Origin of the sequence: Flavobacterium sp. ASW18X, assembly GCF_005144745.1 — a bacterium.
Taxonomy (GTDB): Bacteria; Bacteroidota; Bacteroidia; order Flavobacteriales; family Flavobacteriaceae; genus Croceivirga.
On the sequence record NZ_SWKK01000008.1, the window covers coordinates 139,169 to 159,548 of the forward strand.

Genomic DNA, 20,380 nt, shown 5'->3' on the forward strand with positions numbered 1-20,380 from the left:
TTTTAACAACATGGCGTTACTGTTTTTTGTATTTTTGATATTCATTAAAGATAGAAGGATTATGGTTTTTACTGATATTATTCTAGGAATGTTGGGTCCATGGCAAATAGTTTTAATTGTTCTGGCCATTCTTTTGCTTTTTGGAGGCAAAAAAATTCCGGAGTTAATGCGTGGCCTAGGTAGCGGAATTAAAGAATTTAAAGACGCTTCTAGAGAAGACGAAAAATTAGAAGAAAAAAAAGAGACCGAATAAGAAGGTCTCTTTTTTTATACCCATATTGCTACAATCTCTTTAAGTAAAACTTCAGCTTCTTTACAGTTTTACTTCGCTTATTTCTCCTTTCACAACAAAAATTAATTAAACAGTTATTAACAATCTATTTTCGTGGCTAGTGGTTACTTTAAACCAATTAAGGTAACTAACTAATATTCTAAACTTTGGGAAATTTTGTAACCAATACAACAATGAAAAAGCTAGCCATTTTAATTATCTGTTTTATTTCACTTCAATTTTACGGACAGTCTGTAAGCTTATTAGAGTTCGAAGATGCTGTGGTAGAAGAAGCCATTCTTGAAACTGAAAAAGAAAACGATTCTATAACCAAAACCAAGAAAGTAGCCCGCTCAACGTACAAAGGAGTGAATGATAAGCTAATTAAAAAAGCAGATGATTATTATGACAAGCTTTGGTACTCAGAGGCTGCTAAAGTTTATGACATAGCCATGTCTAAAAAATCTGCTAAATACCCTATGGATGTTTATGTTAGAGCAGGTGATTCTCATTACTTTAATTCTAATATGGAAATGGCTAGCAAATACTATGAGCTTGCTTACAAGGATAATAAAGAAGAGATTGCTAATGACGATTTGTTTAAATATGCGCATAGTTTAAAAGGAATTGGCAGGTATAATAAAGCAAAACGTATTATGCGTTTGTTTAATAAAAGAAATACACTAGTAACATCTTCAGAAGAATTGGCTACTACTAAAGAGAAACTACTAGAAGAGAACAGTGTTGCAACAAGTCAACCTTATGAAGTGAATATAAAAAACTTAAATATCAACTCTAAGTATTCAGATTTTTCACCGATGCTTTTAGATGACAACCAATTGGTTTATGCTTCTGCTGTAGATTCGGCCTTTTTAAAAACCAGACGGTATAAATGGAATAGTCAGCCGTATTTAGATTTATACGTTGGTGATGTTAATGATGAAAAAAGTAAGGTTTCTAATGTTGAAAAATTTCCAAAAGAAATTAACAGCAAATACCATGAAGCAGCAGTAACCTTTTCACCAGATAAAAACACTATCTACTTTACTAGAAACAATTACGGTAAAAAATTAAAGCGAGACCAATACGGTGTAAATCACCTTAAGATATATACTTCTACTAAAACAGAAGAAGGCTGGACAGAGGCAGTAGAGCTTCCCTTTAATAGTGAAGATTATTCTACTGGTCACCCAGCAATGAGTCCAGATGGTAAACGATTGTATTTTGTATCTGATATGCCTGGCGGATTTGGCCAAACAGACGTTTACTATGTAACCGTAGATGGAAATGGCGCTTACTCTGCACCTATTAATCTAGGAGAAACTGTAAACTCTAGAAGAAAAGAAATGTTCCCTTTTGTAACTGAGAATGCGTTGTATTTTTCATCGGATAGAGGTGATGGTTATGGTGGATTAGATATTTATAAAACTACAATAACAGAGGAAGGCTTTGGTAAGCTTAAAATCCTTGGAGAACCTATTAACAGTAATAGAGACGACTTTTCTTTTATTATAGATGAAGATTTAAAAAACGGATATTTTGCATCCAATCGTGATGGTGGTAAAGGAGACGATGACATCTATTCTTTTGACAACCTAGAAATAAAGCCTCCTGTGTCTATGAAAAGCATTGTAGAAGGACAAGTAGTTGAAAAATTAACTGGAGACCCTATAAAAAATGCTATAATTACTTTATTAGACGAAGAAGACAATATTGTAAAAGAAGTAGAAACAGATGAAGATGGAAGGTTTATTTTTAATGATATTGAACGAAATAGCAATTACAAAATAACTTCTAATAGGGAAGAGTTTAAAGATTATATACAAGATATAGTAATACAAGATCAGGAAAAAGAATCCTTAGTGTTCTCCTTGAGTAGAAAAGAGGCCCAAGTGGTTTTAGAAGATGGAGTTAAAAAACTTAAAGTGGAAAACATCAACTTTGGATTTGATAAGTATAACATTAACCAAGAAGCATCTGTAGAATTAGACAAACTATTACGCGCTATGGAACAATATCCAAGCATGGTTATCAAGATAGAATCGCACACGGATAGTAGAGGTAGCCGAGCCTATAACCAATATTTATCTGATAAGCGTGCAAAATCTACAAGAGATTACCTTATAGCCCATGGCGTTGCACCAGAGCGTATAGCTAGTGCTATAGGATATGGTGAAGACCGTTTACTAAATGATTGTGCTGATGGAGTGCCTTGCTCACGTACAACACACTTAGAAAACAGACGTTCAGAATTTATCATAGTAGAAATGTAAAACTAAAAACCCTGCATAAAAAAAGCCTCCATAATTTGGAGGCTTTTTTAATTTATAACATTCGGTATGTTAATTTTTTTCTACATCAAAACGTAAGGTTTTCAAGACCGCCTCTAGTTCAAACATGTAGTCTCTTTTTTGCGTATTTGGTGCAAAAGTAAACCCTTCTAAAACAAGCTTTCTATTGTTCTCCTTATCATTAATAATATAAGACAAAAATGGACCTGCCATTGGATATCCATGAATTTCCCAAATACCGCGTACTTCTGCTGCCTTTTTACCCCCTATTTCTGCGGGGTAAACAAATGGAGCGAAGGCTTTCTCCGTCATCATATACGTTCCTTCATACTCACCAGGAATATTTTCTTTAACTATACTGTCTCTAACCCTAACAATATCTCTTACAAAGGTAGAATCTACGCTAAATACATCTGCAGGTAAGGCGTATGCAATAATATTCATGTTTCCTTTAGGTATTTGTCTATCAAACCACACAAAATTAGCTTCTTCTTTTCCTAAGCGATATACCGAAGGTAAAGTCAAGGACACACCAAATGTATTCTCCAAAGCCTTTTCTTTGCTCAAAGAGCGTTTAAAACGTTTCTGCGTTTCTGAAATATCGGTATTTCTAAAAGCAGTTATAGCTTCTTGCGCTATGTCTTCTAATCCTTTTAATAATTCTGATTTTTTAGCACCTTTTACCACCGCTAATTTCTGTGGTGTTGCATAAATATCAGTCTTTATATGTGCTTTGGCAGTAGAATCTGCGGCTACAAATAAAACAGAACGTGCATGCAAGGCGGTACCTTTAAAAACTTGAGGCGGTAACTGTGTAAGGGTCAGTATTGGTTGTTCTGGCATGTAAGTTGGGGCTGGAGCTGCGAAAAGTTCTCTAATCTTATCCCCTATTTCTCCCTGCCACAATTCTGTATCTATAACAACCATTAGGGAGTTAACGCTACCTGTAGAGGGTGGTAAAAAAGATTCTTTTTTTTCGCTCTTTTCATTGCAGGAAAAGGCAGCTAGAAATATAATTCCTAGCATTAATAGTGTTCCGAGTTTTTTCATATCAGTATAAATTTACGAAGAACAATTACACAACCTTAATTTTGTTCCAGGTTTTAGGTTGTTGTTGCTGAGTCCGTTCCATTTTCGTAAATTATCAATAGTTATGCCAGGATATTGCTTAGAAATGGTCCAAAGACTGTCCCCGGATTGTACTACATGTACTTTGGAGGGATCCGATGGCATTTTAACTGGCCTAGAAGGCACATTTTCTTTAGTAACTACGGATTTGGTACTGGTACTTGCTATAGGCTTTCTAGGATAAATTGTTAATCGTTGTCCGACCTTTAGATTATTGCTGCGCAAACCATTCCATCTTTTTATCTGGCTTACACCTACGCCATAGCGTTCCGCAATTTTACCCAGATAATCTCCACTTCTAACCTTATAACGTACACGGTCTTCCGCTGTTACCAACTGCGGTAGTGCTTTTTCCTTTTTTGCTAACTCATCTTTAGCCAAGGCGTAAATCGCTGCTTCATTAGAAACAAATATGCCAATGTGTTTTCTAGGTAATCTTAGGGTATAGGTTTTACCTTCTACTTTAGGTATTATATCTAACTTATAAGACGGATTCAAGGTACGTAATTCGTCCACAGAAATATCTACCACTTTAGAAATGTGGTCAAAAGAAATAGCATTTTTAACGTGTACCGTATCTGTAACAAAATAGGGACGTTCTGCTTTATTCCCTACAATGCCATGTTCATTTGCATACTCAAACAAATACATTGTAGCCAAAAAAGCAGGTACATAGCCTGCTGTTTCTCTAGGCAAATGTGGTCTTAAATTCCAGTAATTTGTATATCCGCCAGAACGTCTTATAGCCTTATTTACATTGCCGGGACCAGAGTTGTAGGCTGCGAGAGCCAAATCCCAATCGCCAAAAATATCGTATAACTTACCCAAATACTTACCCGCTGCTTGGGTAGAAAAAATAGGGTCACTCCGTTCATCTACATAAGAGCTTACATCTAAACCATACATTTTACCTGTACTAAACATAAATTGCCATAGACCAGTAGCTCCTACTCTAGAACGTGCTTTAGGGTTCAATGCAGACTCAACAATAGCCAGATATTTCATCTCTAAAGGTATATTATGATTGTCCAATTCTTGCTCAAACAACGGAAAGTAAAACTGACTTGCCGTTATCATTCTATGAATTAAACCTCGCTTTCGCTTTAAAAAAGAATGAATTACCTGTTCTAAGGTTGGGTTGTATTCTACGTTAAATGGTGTTTTTGCATTCAGTTTAGCCAACCTAGCTTTTAAGGTGTCTGTGGGTAATTCTACAGAAAAAATAGAGTCATAATTCATGGTAGTTACTTCTGCATACATTTCATCAAAGTAGGCATGACTTTTTTGCAACTCTACCATCCAAAGACTATCATAAGCATAGGCCTTAGCTAAATCTTCTAATTGAGTTTTTTCTTTTACTTCTGGGACCACTTTTACTGCCAGGGGAGTGTCCTTTACTGGTGTAGTTACTGTGCTATTTGCAGGCGCAGTAGTACCTGTATTATCTTGTGCAGTAAGCGTATTTGTACATAAAATTGGGCAACAAATTGCCAAGGAAATTGCAAGTCTTCTCATCATCATGACACCTCAGTTTGGAATGGGGCGTGCTAAAATGCGCTTTTTTGTTTAATTATTAAAATGAAAAATCACAAAAAGGCAAATTTTAAGACAACACCCCTATTCTATAACTTACTGATTATGCCATTATTGCAGCAATTCCAGGTAAAGTTTTTCCTTCTAGGCTTTCTAACATGGCACCACCACCCGTAGATACATAGCTTACTTTATCCTGAAAACCAAATTGTTTTACTGCAGCAACAGAATCACCACCACCAACTAAAGAAAAGGCTCCATTTTGTGTGGCTTCATCTACAAACGTACCCACAGCAATGGTTCCTTTTGCAAAAGATTCTATTTCAAAAACACCTACAGGCCCATTCCAAAGAATAGTTTTAGATTTTAAAATAACCTCTTTAAAAATATCTAATGTTTTTGGTCCAGCATCTAAACCTTGCCAACCGTCTGGTATTTCATTAACTGCTACGGTTTGTGTTTTAGCGTTGTTATCAAAGTCATCTGCTGCTAAGACGTCTACTGGTAAATGTACTTGCACACCTTTTGCTTCGGCTTGCTTTAGAATATCTAGGGCTAAATCCATCTTATCATCTTCACATATAGAATCTCCTACCTTACCCCCTTTTGCTTTAACAAAAGTATAGGTCATACCGCCCCCAATTACCAAGTGGTCTACTTTATCTAAAATATTCTCAATGATTGTTATTTTAGAAGACACTTTAGCTCCGCCTAGAATTGCGGTTACAGGTTTCTCTCCCGTTTGCATTACCTTATCTATGGCCTTAATTTCTTTGGCTAATAAGTAACCAAAACATTTGTTCTCTGGGAAAAACCGTGCTACTATAGTGGTAGATGCGTGAGCTCTGTGGGCAGTTCCAAAAGCATCATTTACATACACATCTCCAAATTGTGCTAGTTTTTCTGCAAAACCTTCATCGCCTTGCTCCTCTTCTTCATAAAATCTAAGGTTTTCTAGCAATAAAATCTCTCCACTATCTAAATTGGCGTAAGCTTGCTCCACTTTTTCACCAATACTATCTTCTACAAACTTTACTTGTACCCCTATAATTTCAGAAACTTTGTCTGCAATATGCCCCAAGGACATGTCTGGATTTCTTTTTCCTTTTGGTCTACCCAAATGACTCATTAAAACTGCACTACCACCATCTTCTAATATTTTAAGAATGGTAGGCCTAGCAGCTTCAATACGGCTAGTATCTGTTACGTTAAAATCACCATCTAAGGGTACATTGAAATCTACACGGACTAATGCTTTCTTATCCTGAAAATTATAGTTGTCTATTGTTTTCATCTGTATTTAGTTTAAGTCTCAAAAGTAATTAATTAGGCTTGGCATGTAAAGACTCATCTACCGAAATTTGTAAACTTTTACAGTAATTTAGTTTTAAATGGCACCTATACCCAAATCCTTATCTTTGGCAGTATGTTATTTGAGCAAGTATTAGGACAACATCACCTTAAAAAACATTTAACTACCACCATACAAATGGGGCGTGTACCACACGCACAATTATTTGTTGGACCAGAAGGTAGCGGCACTTTGGCAATGGCTATAGCCTATGCTCAATACCTACTTTGTGGGAATAAAGGCGATGAAAATGAAGGGGGTAACGCAGAATGCAATATTAAGTGCGCTAATCTTACCCATCCAGATTTACATTTTGCATTTCCTGTCTCTAACTCTGATAAGGTAAAAAGCCATGCTGTAAGTGATTACTATTTAGCAGAATGGCGGCAATTTGTAAAAGAACAACCTTACGGTAATTTGTTTGATTGGTACCGAACCATTGGTATTGAGAAAAAACAAGGTCAAATAGGTGTAGACGAGGCACAGGATATTGTAAAAAAACTCACTTTAAAATCTTACGAAGGTGGCTACAAAGTTTTAATTATGTGGATGGCAGAAAAGATGAATACTTCTGCTGCTAACAAACTCTTAAAACTAATAGAAGAACCTCCACATAAAACCGTTTTACTTTTAATTGCTGAAGACGAAGAACAACTTATTAATACCATACGTTCTAGATGCCAATTGTTGCAATTTGGTCCCCTGCCAGAACCAATAATCGCAGAACGACTTTTGGCAGAAGGTGCTACCCAGGACGAAGCTAACCGTTACGCCCACGAAGCCAACGGAAATTATAACAAAGCACTAGATTTATTACATAAAGACTCTGAGGATTTAGTTTTTGAAAGATGGTTTGTACAATGGGTGCGCACTGCTTTTAAAGCCAAAGGAAATAAATCCGCTATACACGAACTTTTATTGTGGAGTGATGAAGTGTCTAAAACTGGCAGAGAAGTACAAAAGAAATTTTTATTGTATTGCCTATCTATAATTAGACAAGCACTTTTAATTAATTATAGTGCTAAAGAACTGGTTTATACCCATATTAATGTAGACGGATTTGCGCTTGAAAAATTTGCTCCTTTTGTACATGAGAATAACGTAGAAAACATGACTAAAGAGTTAGAAGACGCCATGCTACACGTGGAACGTAACGGTAATTCTAAACTTATTTTTACAGACCTTTCTATTAAACTTACCCGTTTATTACATAGTAAAGCTAACTAAAACTAAAACCCATGCATTTACATTTTACAGAAAACGCTGCCTCCCTATTCCTAAGTGCTATGGTGGTTATTGTATTTTTACAAAGTGGAATAGACAAAATAATTGATTGGAAAGGCAATCTTTCTTGGCTACAAGACCATTTTTCTAAAACTATTTTTAAAAACATAGTTCCATTCCTTTTAGGAACCGTCACTGTAGTAGAAATTGCAGCAGGATTAGTATCCATAATTGGGTTTGTTCACCTCTTAGTTTTTAACCATAAAGATTTTGCTTTTTACGGAGCGGCTATAGCAGGTTTAGCACTTTTAATGCTATTACTAGGACAGCGTATTGCAAAAGACTATGATGGTGCAAAAACGCTAGTTATACACCTAATTGCAGTATCTTTTTTATTGTTTTTAACGGCTTAAACACCTTGTAGAACTCTGGATATATTTAGTGTCGCTAATTAAAATGTAATTGCAATACTTGTCAGAATAAGAACTTGCAAAACGTTTTACGAATAAACGATAGCGCTAATAGAAAACTTAATTACAAAGAAAAGGCCTTGGGAAACCAAGGCCTTTTCTTTGTTAGTTTACGGTAAGACTACTTTTTGTAGTTATCGTTTAAAAGTTTAAGAACTTCTTCTGTTAAGTCATTAGCTTCACTGCCGTACAGAACACTACCGCCTTCACCGCCACCTAAGATGTAAGTATACCCATTGGCTTTACCGTATGCTTCTATTTCTGCTTTAACTTTTTTTACAACACTATCCATCTTTTCTTGACCCTCTGCCTGTAGTGATTGTTCTTGTTGTTGTAAACTTTGCCCCATCATTTGTCCTCTTTGCTGTATTAACGCATACTCTTCTTGCGCTTTTTTCTGAGACATAGATTGTGCTTTTGTTTGAAACGCCTGAACTTCTATCTGAAAAGCCTGAGAAATACTATCTCTTTGTTTGCCTAATTTTTCTGCTTTGGCTTTGTAACTATCCTCTACATCAATTTTCTCTTGATAGCCGTCCATTAATTTAACGTTATCTACATAACCAATTTTACTTTGCTGACAAGCCGCCAACAATACTAAACCTATTAATACACCAAATTTTTTCATTGTTTTATTTTAAGAAGCGCTAAAATATAAAAACGATTTAAGCTTTAGGTTTTTGTAAAAAAATAGAAAATAGATATTAATTATAGCAACAACACACCATTATCAATCAAAACTATCAAAATAGAACTGTTTTAAGGCGATTTAAAGCGATAAATTTAATCTTACAACACATTGATGCGTAGTAAGTGCAAGAACCCCTTAGAGCGAGTTATTTGGTCTTTTTAAGGATGTAAATATGAGAAGAACACTCCTTAGTACTCAAATAAGAAAGGTTAGACCTAAAACCATACCAAATTCCCTTAAAAAATTTCTTTCTACCCGTCTTATATTTTTCCGATAAGATAGATACGTAGAACGCATCAAACCACATAGGTTTTATTTTTTCAATCTTTAATTGAAACGGAGAGAATAAACTTTTTATCCCTTGCTTAGAAAAATGCCAAAGGTGTCTAGGCACATCATAAGCTGCCCAAAATTGTTTATAATATTTAGCATCCCAAGATTTGAAATTTGGAACCGCTATTACCAAAGTTCCATTTGGCTTTAAAAGCTTTCGTAAATTGTCAATATCATTTTCTAATTCTGGAAGATGTTCTAAAACGTGCCACAGGGTAATTACATCAAAAGAAGCTTGGGGTAATCTATCTAAGGCAGTAACTAAATCAATTCCTTTTTCTTTTGCTAACGCTCTTGCCTTTGGGTTGGGTTCTATACCAGAAACGTTCCATCCATTTTGCTTTGCCGTAAAAACAAAATCACCCGTACCTGCACCAACATCTAACAAAGACTTACCTTCTTCTGCAAATGATGAAATTAATTTAAGTTTAGATGCTAGATTAATTTTTTTAACGGTTTGGTATATGATGTCCAATAATGATGAATTCGCGTCCGTATGGGAAATATAATCATCACTTTCATAATACGTTTCCAAATTAAGTGGTACCGGAAAAGTTTGCAGAACTTCTTCCTTATCATCACAACGTAACTGGAACTCCTCTTTACTTACCGAATAATCTTTGACCTTTAAATACGTCCTCATCTCTACTTTGATTTTCAAAGTTAACCGTCTAAAAAAATTAAGATAACATATGCAATAATAAAATGCACCGTACGTTCCACGTGGAACGTACGGTATTTATCTGCCTAAATGAACTAATAACACGCTAATATCTGATGGCGATACACCGCTTATTCTAGAAGCTTGTGAGATAGTCACTGGTTGAATTTCTTTTAGCTTTTCTCTAGCCTCAAAAGAAATAGAATTGATTTTACTATAATCAAATCCTGCTGGAATCTTAATACCTTCTAAACGCTGTAATTTATCAGCATTGTTCTTTTCTTTAGCGATGTAACCCGAATATTTAACCTGAATTTCTGCTTGTTCCAAAATATCAGCATCTAAATTATTCTGCGCCACATAATCCTGTACTTCTTTTAAGCGAAGCATATGATTCATTGTCATTTTAGGCCTAGAGAAGACTTTGAACATTTTGTCTGACTGTTTAACAACAGCTGAGCCAACTTCTTCTAAAATTGGATTGATTTCCTCCACTTCAAAACTGGTCCTTTTGAAAAATGACACAAAGGCTTTAGACTTTTCCTTTTTATCTTCCATTTTCTTAAGACGTTTTTCTGATGCTAAACCAATAGCATAACCCCGTGGAGTTAACCTTAAATCTGCATTATCCTGTCTTAATAATGTTCTATATTCCGCTCTAGAGGTAAACATACGGTACGGCTCTTCTGTACCCTTAGTAATTAAATCATCTATTAAAACACCAATATAAGCCTCATCCCTATTTAATATAAATGGCTCTTTTTCTTTGATTTTAAGATGCGCATTAATCCCTGCCATTAAACCTTGAGAAGCCGCTTCTTCATATCCTGTTGTACCATTTATTTGTCCCGCAAAAAACAAATTATCCACCAACTTAGTTTCTAGTGTATGTTTTAACTGAGTTGGAGGAAAATAATCGTATTCTATTGCATAGCCGGGTCTAAAGAACTTTACATTTTCAAATCCAACCACAGAACGCAAAGCTTTAAACTGGACATCTTCTGGCAATGAAGTAGAAAACCCATTGACATAAACTTCCACCGTATTCCAACCTTCTGGTTCTACAAAAAGTTGATGCCTATCCTTGTCCGCAAAACGATTAATCTTATCTTCAATTGAAGGACAATACCGTGGACCAAGACTTTTAATTCTACCATTAAACATTGGTGACCTATCAAAACCTTCCCTAAGTAAATCATGAACAAGAGTGCTTGTGTAGGTCATATGGCAATCTCTTTGCTTGGCCAACCTGTTCGTATCTAAATAAGAAAACTTTTCTGGTTCTGCATCCCCCGGTTGTGGTATCATCACTTCATAATTTAATGAACGACCATCCACTCTAGGGGGTGTTCCGGTCTTCATCCTGCCACTCGCAAAACCCAAATCTACCAATTGCTCAGTTATACCAAACGCAGCACTTTCCCCTGCACGGCCACCACCAAACTGCTTTTCTCCTATATGTATTAAACCATTAAGAAAAGTACCATTAGTAAGCACAACAGATTTAGCTGAAATCTTAAGTCCCAAAGAAGTTTGAACTCCAGTCACTTTGCCTGACTCCACAACTAAACCTGATACCATTTCTTGATAGAAATCCACATTGGGCGTTTGCTCTAAAAGCAACCTCCAATCCTCAGCAAAACGCATACGGTCATTCTGGGTTCTAGGACTCCACATGGCAGGACCCTTAGACTTATTTAGCATTTTAAATTGAATAGCAGAACGGTCAGAAACAATACCGCTATACCCGCCAAGCGCATCTATCTCTCTAACGATTTGACCCTTTGCAATACCACCCATTGCAGGATTGCAAGACATCTGACCAATATTTTGAAGATTCATTGTGACTAGCAAAGTCTTAGAACCCATATTAGCCGCAGCCGCGGCAGCTTCCGCGCCAGCATGGCCACCACCAACCACTATTACATCGTATTCTTTTTCAAACATAATTACTAATGTTCCACGTGGAACAACTCAATTGCATTATTCTCCTCTACTCTCATTTCCCTAACCTGGGAATCTGTTTTATCCTTGTAGCCCATAAGGTGCAAAACACCATGTGCCATAACACGCCTCAACTCTCTATCAAAAGAAACGCCATACTCCACAGCGTTCTCCTTAACCCTGTCAATACTAATAAAAATATCTGCACCCAAAGTTGTATCCACAGTATAGTCAAACGTTATGATATCTGTAAAATAATCGTGATTTAAATACTCCTGATTAACCTTAAGCAAATAGCTATCATCACAAAAAATATAGGTAATATCTCCTAAAATCCAATCCTTAGTTGCAATAAGTCTAATTAACCAATCGTTATAATTAGTTGTATCTTCCAGATGAAAATCACATTCAGAAAAAAACTCAATCATCTTTTTTAAAATATTCTTTTACCTTGCTATGGTAATTTTGCCGCAAAGGTAATGCTTGCTTATTTAAAATCTCTATCTGATTAAAGCGCTTTTTAATATCCTCTCTTGGGGTAGCTAAATCGTTTTTAAATGTTTGTACTCCATACTTACTTTCTCGTTCTTTTTTTCGACCCTGTTCTAATTCTGCATTCTTCAATTTCAACAACTGCTGTTGAATACTAGACGCTCTATTTCTAGTTTTTTGGGTTATACCATTTTCTAACAACTCATCCTCAAAATTCTTCATTTGCTGAACCAACTTTCGCGCTAAATCCCTGTCTTCTTTACGAACCAAATCTGCAAGTTGGTCCTCTAATCTAGAACGTATTAATTGCTGCTGTTTGTAAATTTCATAAACCTCCTGTAGTTCACTTTCCGTCATCCCGTAACCAGCCCCAGTACCGGATTCTGTTCCGTTCTCTTTTCCATTCTTCCCCCCTTTTCCTGCTTCACCGTTACCATCAGAGTCACCTTCCTGTTTTCCCTTACCTTTTCCAGACTCACCCCCTATTTCTCCTTTTTCACCTTTGCTACCTTCACCATCAGAATCACCCTTCTTACCCCCTTCTTTACCACTACCGGATTGACCCATTTTTTCACCTACACTTTGTTGTCCTCTAATTATATCCGGTAATTGAGCATCATTATCTTGTCCCTGACCATTACCTGACTGCATACTTTTTTGCATATTATCCATAACATTAGCCAAATAATCAGCTAAATTATTGGATGCCGTTAGTACATATTGTTGATACGATAAACCCTGATATAACTTATTATCTGCAATCGAAGCCAAGGCTTTATCTGAATTATAATAAACCTCTTCTATTTGCTCATTCACAAATTCTGCTAATTCTACCTGACGCAAAGACAATGCAAACAAACTATCATCTATATGCCCAAATAAATTTTTTAATTCCTTTTGTTCCTTAATACTCGAGGAGAACTGAGATAACTCTAAATTTTGTCCTTGCATACGCTCCATTAAATTTTCTTGTTTGAAAGAAAAAATAATTAAGTTGTCCAAAATCTGGCGTAACATCTCAGCATCTTCCGCAACAGAAGAACCACCACCAGACATACTACCAGAATTTAATTGTTCTGAAAGCTTTTTTAATTGTTCGCCACTTGCACGCTGTTTCTGTTTTGCATTTGACTCTTCTGACTTACCACTTTCACTCTCGGTATTCTCAGAACCTTGATGCTTCTGAACCTCTTCTAAGGCCTCTGATTGTGTTTTCTCAATTTTATCTAATTCATCTTTCTCAACGTCTATAGCAATTGGTTTTTTCAATTCTAGATTGTCTTTCTGTACCTCTTCCAATTCCTTCCTAATTCTTTTATATGTACTATTAATTTTTTCTTGAGATTCTATAGCAAACCTATCCTCTATTGATAGATTAGACAATTTAAGTTGACGTTCAGATAACTTTTCTAGTGCTCTAGAAAGTTCAGCTACTTTTTCTGTGACATAATATTTTTTAGTTAATTCAACCAACTGTTTTAAATTTCGCTTATTGGTAGATTGGGACTTACTTAATTCGTCAAGTTTAAACTGTAATTCTTCTTTATTAATTTTATCCGCTAGCTTATTCAATTCCTCCATTAATCGTTTATTTTTGCGGGCTTCTAATTCTTGCCGCTCCAAACGTTCTTGTAAAAGCTTGGAAAATTCCTCATTCTCTTTACTCTTTTTCAAATTTTCCTTTAATCCTTTTGAAAATTTTTCCAATAATTCTTCTTGTTTCTTTTGATTCTGTACAAATTGCCTCAACTGTTGTTGCTCAGAATAATCTAAATCTTGATTGGTCTTTAACGTATTATCTAAATCCTTTCTACTAATTTCTAAATCATTTACATCTAAAAGTCTTTCTTCTAACCTATCTATAAGCTTACTTTGATTTTCTAAAGATATTTTATCTATTTCACTGTTAGTCAATAACTTAGTTGAATAAATGTCACTTTTTATTGATTTAGAACCATTAACCTTATCATTATCAAATACTTGGAAGAAATACTCGTATTCCTTTCCCTGCACTATATCTAAACCTGTTGGAAATTGATAAAAAAATTGATGCACATTTCTATTTGGTTTTTCTAACTCTAAAGATTTGAAACCATTATTACTTCCTATCTCTTTATACTGTACCAAGACCTTAGTTAAACCATAGTCATCCGTTGCGTTCCCCATATAAAAAACAGAATTCTGTGCTAACGTATCTTTGAGAACCTCCATCTTTAACTTTGGATACTCATCCTTTATCACGGCTATTTTATAAGACAAACGCTCAAATTCTGCCAAATCTTTATTACTAGTAATAATTTCATAATCCACATCATCATAAAGTTTTTCTTCAAATAGAAATTCACTATTTTTTCTTTTGAAAGTAAACGTGCTATCCCCTAATAGAATGTTGACATTATCTAAATTATACCCTTTAATATTCCATCCAACACGTGTACCTTCAGGAACAGTTACAGAACCCGTAGCACTAATCTTAGACTTTTTAAAATTCACATAATGAGGATAATTCAATTCTAATTTAAAATCAGAAATGGCAGGAACCTTAACCACCTTTAAGACAAAAGTTCTAGAACTAATCTCATCACTTTTAAAATTAAAAGCAACATCATCCATTAGATTTACAAACTCATATTCATAAAATCCATCACGATAGATTAACTGCCTTTCCACACCATCAACTGAAATGAAAACCTTATCTGGCCTAATATTACCCACGGTAGTAACCTTAATTTTTTTATTCGAAAATTGTAGTGCAGATAAGTCAGTACTACTCAACAGAAATGTAAAAGGAGCAGGTTTTTCATAAGCAATGTCATAATTTGAAACTCTTGAATAACTACTAAAAAAATCCGTTAAATTACCAGAAACCAAGTAGACCAAAAGAATGAACATAGGCATAATCAAATACTTAGTGTATTTAAAATTTGCCTTTAAATCTATAGCGCTAGAGAATGTGAAAATGCCAAGACTATCGCTTTTTTGTTCTATAGCTGCCAAAACTAAATCGTTAGATTTACTATCCTCTGCTAATTCTAATAAATTCTTGAGCTTATCATCAATTTCAGGAAAATGACGACCAATAACAGTTGCAGCATCCTTATAAGTTAACCCACTCTTGAACTTAAAAAGATATAGTATTGGAACTATAATGAAATAATACAATAAACCTAAGAGCCCTATGGTCAATAAAGCCAAAAGAAACATTCTAATAGCCGAATTAAACCAAAACAAAAACTCAACAGAACCAATAACCAAAAAGAAAAGCCCACCGAAGCTCAACAAAAGCAACACTCCTCTAAGCAACCTACTGGTATAGTACTTTTTAATAAATAATTCTAAATTAACAAGAATGGTATCAAAACCAGACATAAACTATTCTTTTTATACAAGTTAGCTTACCAACTAAAATAGTACATAAAATATTATGTTAATTCCAAAATTATCAGAGTTACAAATCAATTTTTAGCTTAATCCTGTAATTGTATCTTTGCCAAAAAAAATATGGCATCTAAAGTAAGAGTTCGTTTTGCCCCTAGTCCTACAGGGCCTTTACACATTGGCGGATTAAGAACAGCTTTATACAACTATCTCTTTGCTAAAAAACACGATGGAGACTTTATTCTCAGAATAGAAGATACCGACCAAAATAGATTTGTTCCTGGTGCGGAACAATATATAAAAGACGCCTTACAATGGTGTGGTCTTACCTATGATGAAGGACCCGATAGAGACAAAGGTTATGGGCCCTACAAACAAAGTGAACGTAAACCACTGTACAAACAATATGCTGATGAATTAATAAAAAGAGGAAAAGCATATTACGCCTTTGATACTCCAGAAGTATTAGATAATCATAGAAAAGAACATGAAGCAAAAGGTAAAACTTTTATCTATAATTGGCATAACCGGGAAAAACTTACCAACTCCCTTACCCTAACGGAAGACCAAGTTAATACAAAACTTAAAGCTGGGGAACCGTACGTAATACGTTTTAAAGCTCCAAAAGATGAAACTTTGGAATTAAATGATGTTATCCGTGGAACAATTTCTATTGATACCAATATTTTAGATGATAAAGTACTTTTTAAAAGTGATGGTATGCCAACCTATCATTTGGCTAACATAGTAGACGACCATTTAATGGATATTACCCATGTTATCCGTGGTGAAGAGTGGTTACCCTCTTTAGCTTTACACCACTTATTGTACGAAGCTTTTGATTGGACTCCGCCAATTTTTGCACATCTACCCTTAATACTAAAGCCAACAGGGAAAGGCAAACTTAGTAAAAGAGATGGTGAAAAAGGTGGCTTTCCCATATTTCCTTTAAGCTGGAATGAATCTTTAGGATACAAGGAAGCCGGTTATTTTCCAGAAGCCGTTGTTAACTTTCTTGCCATGTTAGGATGGAATCCGGGTACCGAAGAAGAGGTTTTTTCTCTTGAACAACTTATAGAAAAATTTAGTTTAGACCGAGTGAATAAATCAGGTGCCAGATTTGATCCTGAAAAAAACAAATGGTATAATCAGCAACATTTACAGCAAAAGAGCATTGAAGAACTTGCTGGATTATTTACAACTACCCTAGAAACAAAACAGATTCCTGCCGAATTAAGTACAACAGAAAAAGCAACTCAGGTAGTTTCTCTAGTAAAAGAACGAGCCAGTTTCGTATCAGACTTATGGGAATTAAGTAATTATTTCTTTATTACACCTACCCATTATGAAGAAAAAGCTGTTAAAAAACAATGGAAAGAAGAAACACCAAACCTAATTTCTCAGGTAAAAGAAGTAATCAACAACGTTGAAGAATTCAATTCTGAAAACATAGAATCAGAGGTTAAACATTGGATTAAAGCACAAGAACTTTCATTTGGCAAAGTAATGCCACCACTAAGATTAGTGATAGTTGGGGACATGAAGGGTCCACATTTGTTTGATATTATTTCTTTCATAGGCAAAACCGAAACCAATAAGCGAATAGACAACGCCTTGAATAATTTGTAACAAAAAGCTAAAATATACTACAAACCCATAGTTGTCTTTTGTAAATTGACAACAAATTATCAATAATCAAATATCACAACAATGGGCCAATTCCTTTTAATTCCTATCATTTTCTTTGGAATCGTTTTACTGATTTCCTCCTTTTTCGTCGTTAAGCAACAGACAGCAGTTGTCATAGAACGTTTTGGTAAATTTACAAGCATTCGAAACTCTGGTCTACAAATGAAAATACCTTTGGTAGACCGTATAGCGGGAAGACTTAGTTTAAAAATTTCACAATTAGACGTAATTGTAGAAACGAAAACATTAGATGATGTATTTGTAAAACTAAAAGTATCTGTGCAATACGTTGTAATTAAAGAGAAAGTATATGATGCATTCTATAAACTAGAATATCCGCATGATCAAATCACCTCCTTTGTTTTTGATGTAGTACGTGCAGAAGTACCAAAAATGAAATTAGATGATGTCTTTGTAAAAAAAGATGATATAGCTATTGCTGTTAAAAGAGAATTGCAAGAATATATGTCTGAATATGGATACGATATCATAAAAACCCTCGTGACTGATATTGACCCAGACGCACAAGTAAAAGCTGCCATGAACCGAATTAACGCTTCTGAACGTGAAAAAATAGCAGCACAATTTGAAGGCGATGCTGCGAGAATATTAATCGTTGAAAAGGCCAAAGCAGAAGCAGAAAGCAAAAGATTACAAGGACAAGGTATTGCAGACCAGCGAAGAGAAATTGCAAGAGGTTTAGAAGAATCCGTTGAAGTCCTTAACAAAGTCGGGATTAACTCACAAGAAGCATCTGCCCTTATTGTGGTTACGCAGCATTATGACACTTTACAATCTATTGGGGAAGAAACGAATACTAATTTAATATTACTGCCAAATTCACCACAAGCAGGAAGCGATATGTTAAACAATATGGTTGCCTCTTTTACCGCTAGTAATATGATTGGAGAAAAAATGAAAGAAGCTTCGAAAAAAGAAAAAAAAGAGTAAATACATTTAAACCAGCTAATAAAAAATCCCAATCAGTATAATTGATTGGGATTTTTCATAAAACTTATTTTAAGCCCTTCTGATAAACTATAAACAGCCATCCTAAACCTTAACATATTCTAAGAAAGAATCATCCAGAAAAACGCTGAAACAAATTCAATATTAATAAGAAAAATCGATTTTGTACTTATAAATAATTGAAAACGCTTATTATTCTATTTTTCTTTGAGTTTGGCCCAGGTATCTCTTAATCCAACAGTTTTGTTAAAAATTAAATTGTCTGAGCTACTATCGGTATCCACATTAAAATAGCCTATCCTTTGGAATTGAAAATGCTCCCCAACCTTGGCATCCTTTAAACTAGGTTCCAAATAACCGGTAATTACTTTTAAGGAATTCTTATTAACAAATTCCATAAAATCTACATCTTTATCACCATCCGGAGTTTCATGAGAAAAAAGACGATCATACAACCTAATTTCTGTTGGTAGTGCATGTGGTATGGAAACCCAATGCAAAGTACCTTTTACTTTACGTAAACTTTCTTCCGTACCGCTTCCGCTTTTACTTTTAGGGTCATACGTACACTGTACCTCTATAATAGTCCCATCATCATCCTTGGTACAACTTTCTGCCTTAATAATATACCCATTTTTAAGGCGCACCTCCCCTCCTAGCTTTAAGCGAAAAAACTTACGATTTGCCTCTTCTTTAAAATCTTCTTTTTCTATATAAAGCTCTCTAGAAAAAGGAACTTTTCTAAATCCAGCAGCTTCATCTTCTGGATTATTCTCTGCGTCTAGCCATTCCTCTTCATTCACGGGATAGTTGGTAATTACCACTTTTAAAGGGTCTAAAACACCCATTACCCTAGGCGCAATCTTATTTAAATGTTCTCTAACGTGAAACTCTAAAAGAGATACGTCTACCACGTTATCCCGCTTAGCGATACCAATAGTGTCTGCAAAATTACGTATAGATTCTGGCGTATATCCCCTTCTCCGTAAACCCGAAATGGTTGGCATTCTAGGATCGTCCCAACCGGAAACCACACCTTCTTCTACCAATCTTAAAAGCTTTCTTTTGCTCACCACAGTATGACTAAGATTTCTACGAGCAAACTCGCGCTGCTTAGGTCTTAATTTATCTTCAGATACCAATTGGTCCAAAAACCAATCATAAAGCTCTCTGTGTGGTAGAAACTCTAACGTACATAAACTATGACTTACCTGCTCTAAATAATCGCTTTCGCCATGCGTCCAATCATACATAGGATAAATACACCAATCAGTATTAGTTCTATGATGTGCTTTATGTATAACCCTATACATTATAGGATCCCGCATTAACATATTAGGAGAAGCCATATCTATCTTGGCACGTAAAACATGTACACCTTCTTCAAATTTGCCTTCCTTCATTTGCTGAAAAAGCTCTAAATTTTCAGATATAGAACGGTCTCTAAAAGGACTAGGGGTTCCTGGTACGGTAGGCGTTCCCTTTTGCTGGGCCATAGCTTCCGATGATTGACTATCAACATAAGCCTTTCCTTGGTTAATAAGATCTACAGCCCAATCGTACAATTGTTGAAAGTAATCTGATGCATAACACTCCTTATCCCATTCAAAACCAAGCCATTGAACATCTCTCTTTATCGCTTCTACATATTCCTTTTCTTCTTTAGCCGGATTGGTATCATCAAACCGAAGATTAACAGGAGCGTTATATCGTAAACCAAGTCCAAAATTTAGACAAATAGAACTCGCATGCCCTATATGCAAGTATCCATTTGGCTCCGGTGGAAAACGAAACCTAAGGTCCTCTTGAGAGTAGGAACCACTTAAGTCTTCCTCAATAATATGCTCAATAAAATTCAACGACTTTTTAGTCTCTTCCATATAAAAACAATTGTAGCGCAAAGGTAGCTAAAAACAACAGTTATTAGCAATTTATCAACAGGCCAACAAACAAAA

The 20,380-nt window shown here is 35.2% G+C and carries 15 protein-coding genes; 6 read left to right on the forward strand and 9 right to left on the reverse strand.

Features of this window, described 5'->3' with window-relative positions; genetic code table 11:
• Window positions 1-61: 61 nt before the first annotated feature.
• Window positions 62-253 (forward strand): twin-arginine translocase TatA/TatE family subunit, encoded by a 192-nt coding sequence (gene tatA / locus FBT53_RS06145; RefSeq protein ID WP_136950601.1) that lies wholly within the window; start codon window positions 62-64, stop codon window positions 251-253.
• 212 nt (window positions 254-465) lie between these two features.
• The gene (locus FBT53_RS06150; protein WP_136950290.1) at window positions 466-2,544 is read left to right on the forward strand and encodes an OmpA family protein; all 2,079 of its coding nucleotides are present in this window, start codon (window positions 466-468) and stop codon (window positions 2,542-2,544) included.
• A 69-nt stretch (window positions 2,545-2,613) separates the two neighbouring features.
• Here the strand turns inward: FBT53_RS06150 and FBT53_RS06155 are convergent, their stop codons facing one another.
• The 3 genes from FBT53_RS06155 to pgk all read right to left on the reverse strand — a co-directional run bounded on the left by FBT53_RS06155 (window position 2,614) and on the right by pgk (window position 6,517).
• Complete coding sequence (locus FBT53_RS06155) at window positions 2,614-3,612, reverse strand: DUF4837 family protein (RefSeq protein ID WP_136950291.1); 999 nt, start codon at window positions 3,610-3,612, stop codon at window positions 2,614-2,616.
• 12 nt (window positions 3,613-3,624) lie between these two features.
• The gene (locus FBT53_RS06160) at window positions 3,625-5,208 is read right to left on the reverse strand and encodes a LysM peptidoglycan-binding domain-containing protein (protein ID WP_136950602.1); all 1,584 of its coding nucleotides are present in this window, start codon (window positions 5,206-5,208) and stop codon (window positions 3,625-3,627) included.
• A gap of 118 nt (window positions 5,209-5,326) precedes the next feature.
• Entirely contained in the window at window positions 5,327-6,517 is a 1,191-nt protein-coding gene (gene pgk, locus FBT53_RS06165) for a phosphoglycerate kinase (RefSeq protein WP_136950292.1), read from the reverse strand.
• A 132-nt stretch (window positions 6,518-6,649) separates the two neighbouring features.
• Between pgk and FBT53_RS06170 the strand changes: the two genes are divergently transcribed.
• Together FBT53_RS06170 and FBT53_RS06175 are read left to right on the forward strand one after the other, a co-directional pair.
• Window positions 6,650-7,801, forward strand: a complete 1,152-nt coding sequence (locus FBT53_RS06170) for a DNA polymerase III subunit delta' (protein WP_136950293.1) — start codon at window positions 6,650-6,652, stop codon at window positions 7,799-7,801.
• Between the two features lie 11 nt (window positions 7,802-7,812).
• Entirely contained in the window at window positions 7,813-8,211 is a 399-nt protein-coding gene (locus FBT53_RS06175) for a DoxX family protein (protein ID WP_136950294.1), read from the forward strand.
• A gap of 178 nt (window positions 8,212-8,389) precedes the next feature.
• On the opposite strand, the gene FBT53_RS06180 is transcribed toward FBT53_RS06175, so the two are convergent.
• The 5 genes from FBT53_RS06180 to FBT53_RS06200 form a co-directional block, all read right to left on the reverse strand.
• On the reverse strand, window positions 8,390-8,896 hold the full coding sequence (locus tag FBT53_RS06180) for an OmpH family outer membrane protein (RefSeq protein ID WP_136950295.1): 507 nt from the start codon (window positions 8,894-8,896) through the stop codon (window positions 8,390-8,392).
• A 208-nt stretch (window positions 8,897-9,104) separates the two neighbouring features.
• Complete coding sequence (locus FBT53_RS06185) at window positions 9,105-9,953, reverse strand: class I SAM-dependent methyltransferase (protein WP_370323675.1); 849 nt, start codon at window positions 9,951-9,953, stop codon at window positions 9,105-9,107.
• Window positions 9,954-10,031: 78 nt separating this feature from the next.
• Window positions 10,032-11,900: a tRNA uridine-5-carboxymethylaminomethyl(34) synthesis enzyme MnmG gene (gene mnmG / locus FBT53_RS06190; protein ID WP_136950296.1), complete on the reverse strand. Its 1,869-nt coding sequence runs from the start codon at window positions 11,898-11,900 to the stop codon at window positions 10,032-10,034.
• 5 nt (window positions 11,901-11,905) lie between these two features.
• On the reverse strand, window positions 11,906-12,325 hold the full coding sequence (gene ybeY, locus FBT53_RS06195; RefSeq protein ID WP_136950297.1) for an rRNA maturation RNase YbeY: 420 nt from the start codon (window positions 12,323-12,325) through the stop codon (window positions 11,906-11,908).
• On the reverse strand, window positions 12,318-15,758 hold the full coding sequence (locus FBT53_RS06200) for a hypothetical protein (RefSeq protein WP_136950298.1): 3,441 nt from the start codon (window positions 15,756-15,758) through the stop codon (window positions 12,318-12,320). The genes ybeY and FBT53_RS06200 overlap by 8 nt, the downstream gene beginning before the upstream one ends.
• Before the next feature lie 132 nt (window positions 15,759-15,890).
• On the opposite strand from FBT53_RS06200, the gene gltX reads away from it, so the two are divergent.
• Together gltX and FBT53_RS06210 are read left to right on the forward strand one after the other, a co-directional pair.
• Window positions 15,891-17,396: a glutamate--tRNA ligase gene (gltX, locus tag FBT53_RS06205; protein WP_136950299.1), complete on the forward strand. Its 1,506-nt coding sequence runs from the start codon at window positions 15,891-15,893 to the stop codon at window positions 17,394-17,396.
• Window positions 17,397-17,477: 81 nt separating this feature from the next.
• On the forward strand, window positions 17,478-18,407 hold the full coding sequence (locus tag FBT53_RS06210; protein ID WP_136950300.1) for an SPFH domain-containing protein: 930 nt from the start codon (window positions 17,478-17,480) through the stop codon (window positions 18,405-18,407).
• A 215-nt stretch (window positions 18,408-18,622) separates the two neighbouring features.
• Here the strand turns inward: FBT53_RS06210 and FBT53_RS06215 are convergent, their stop codons facing one another.
• On the reverse strand, window positions 18,623-20,305 hold the full coding sequence (locus FBT53_RS06215; RefSeq protein WP_136950301.1) for a glutamine--tRNA ligase/YqeY domain fusion protein: 1,683 nt from the start codon (window positions 20,303-20,305) through the stop codon (window positions 18,623-18,625).
• Between the last annotated feature and the right edge of the window lie 75 nt (window positions 20,306-20,380).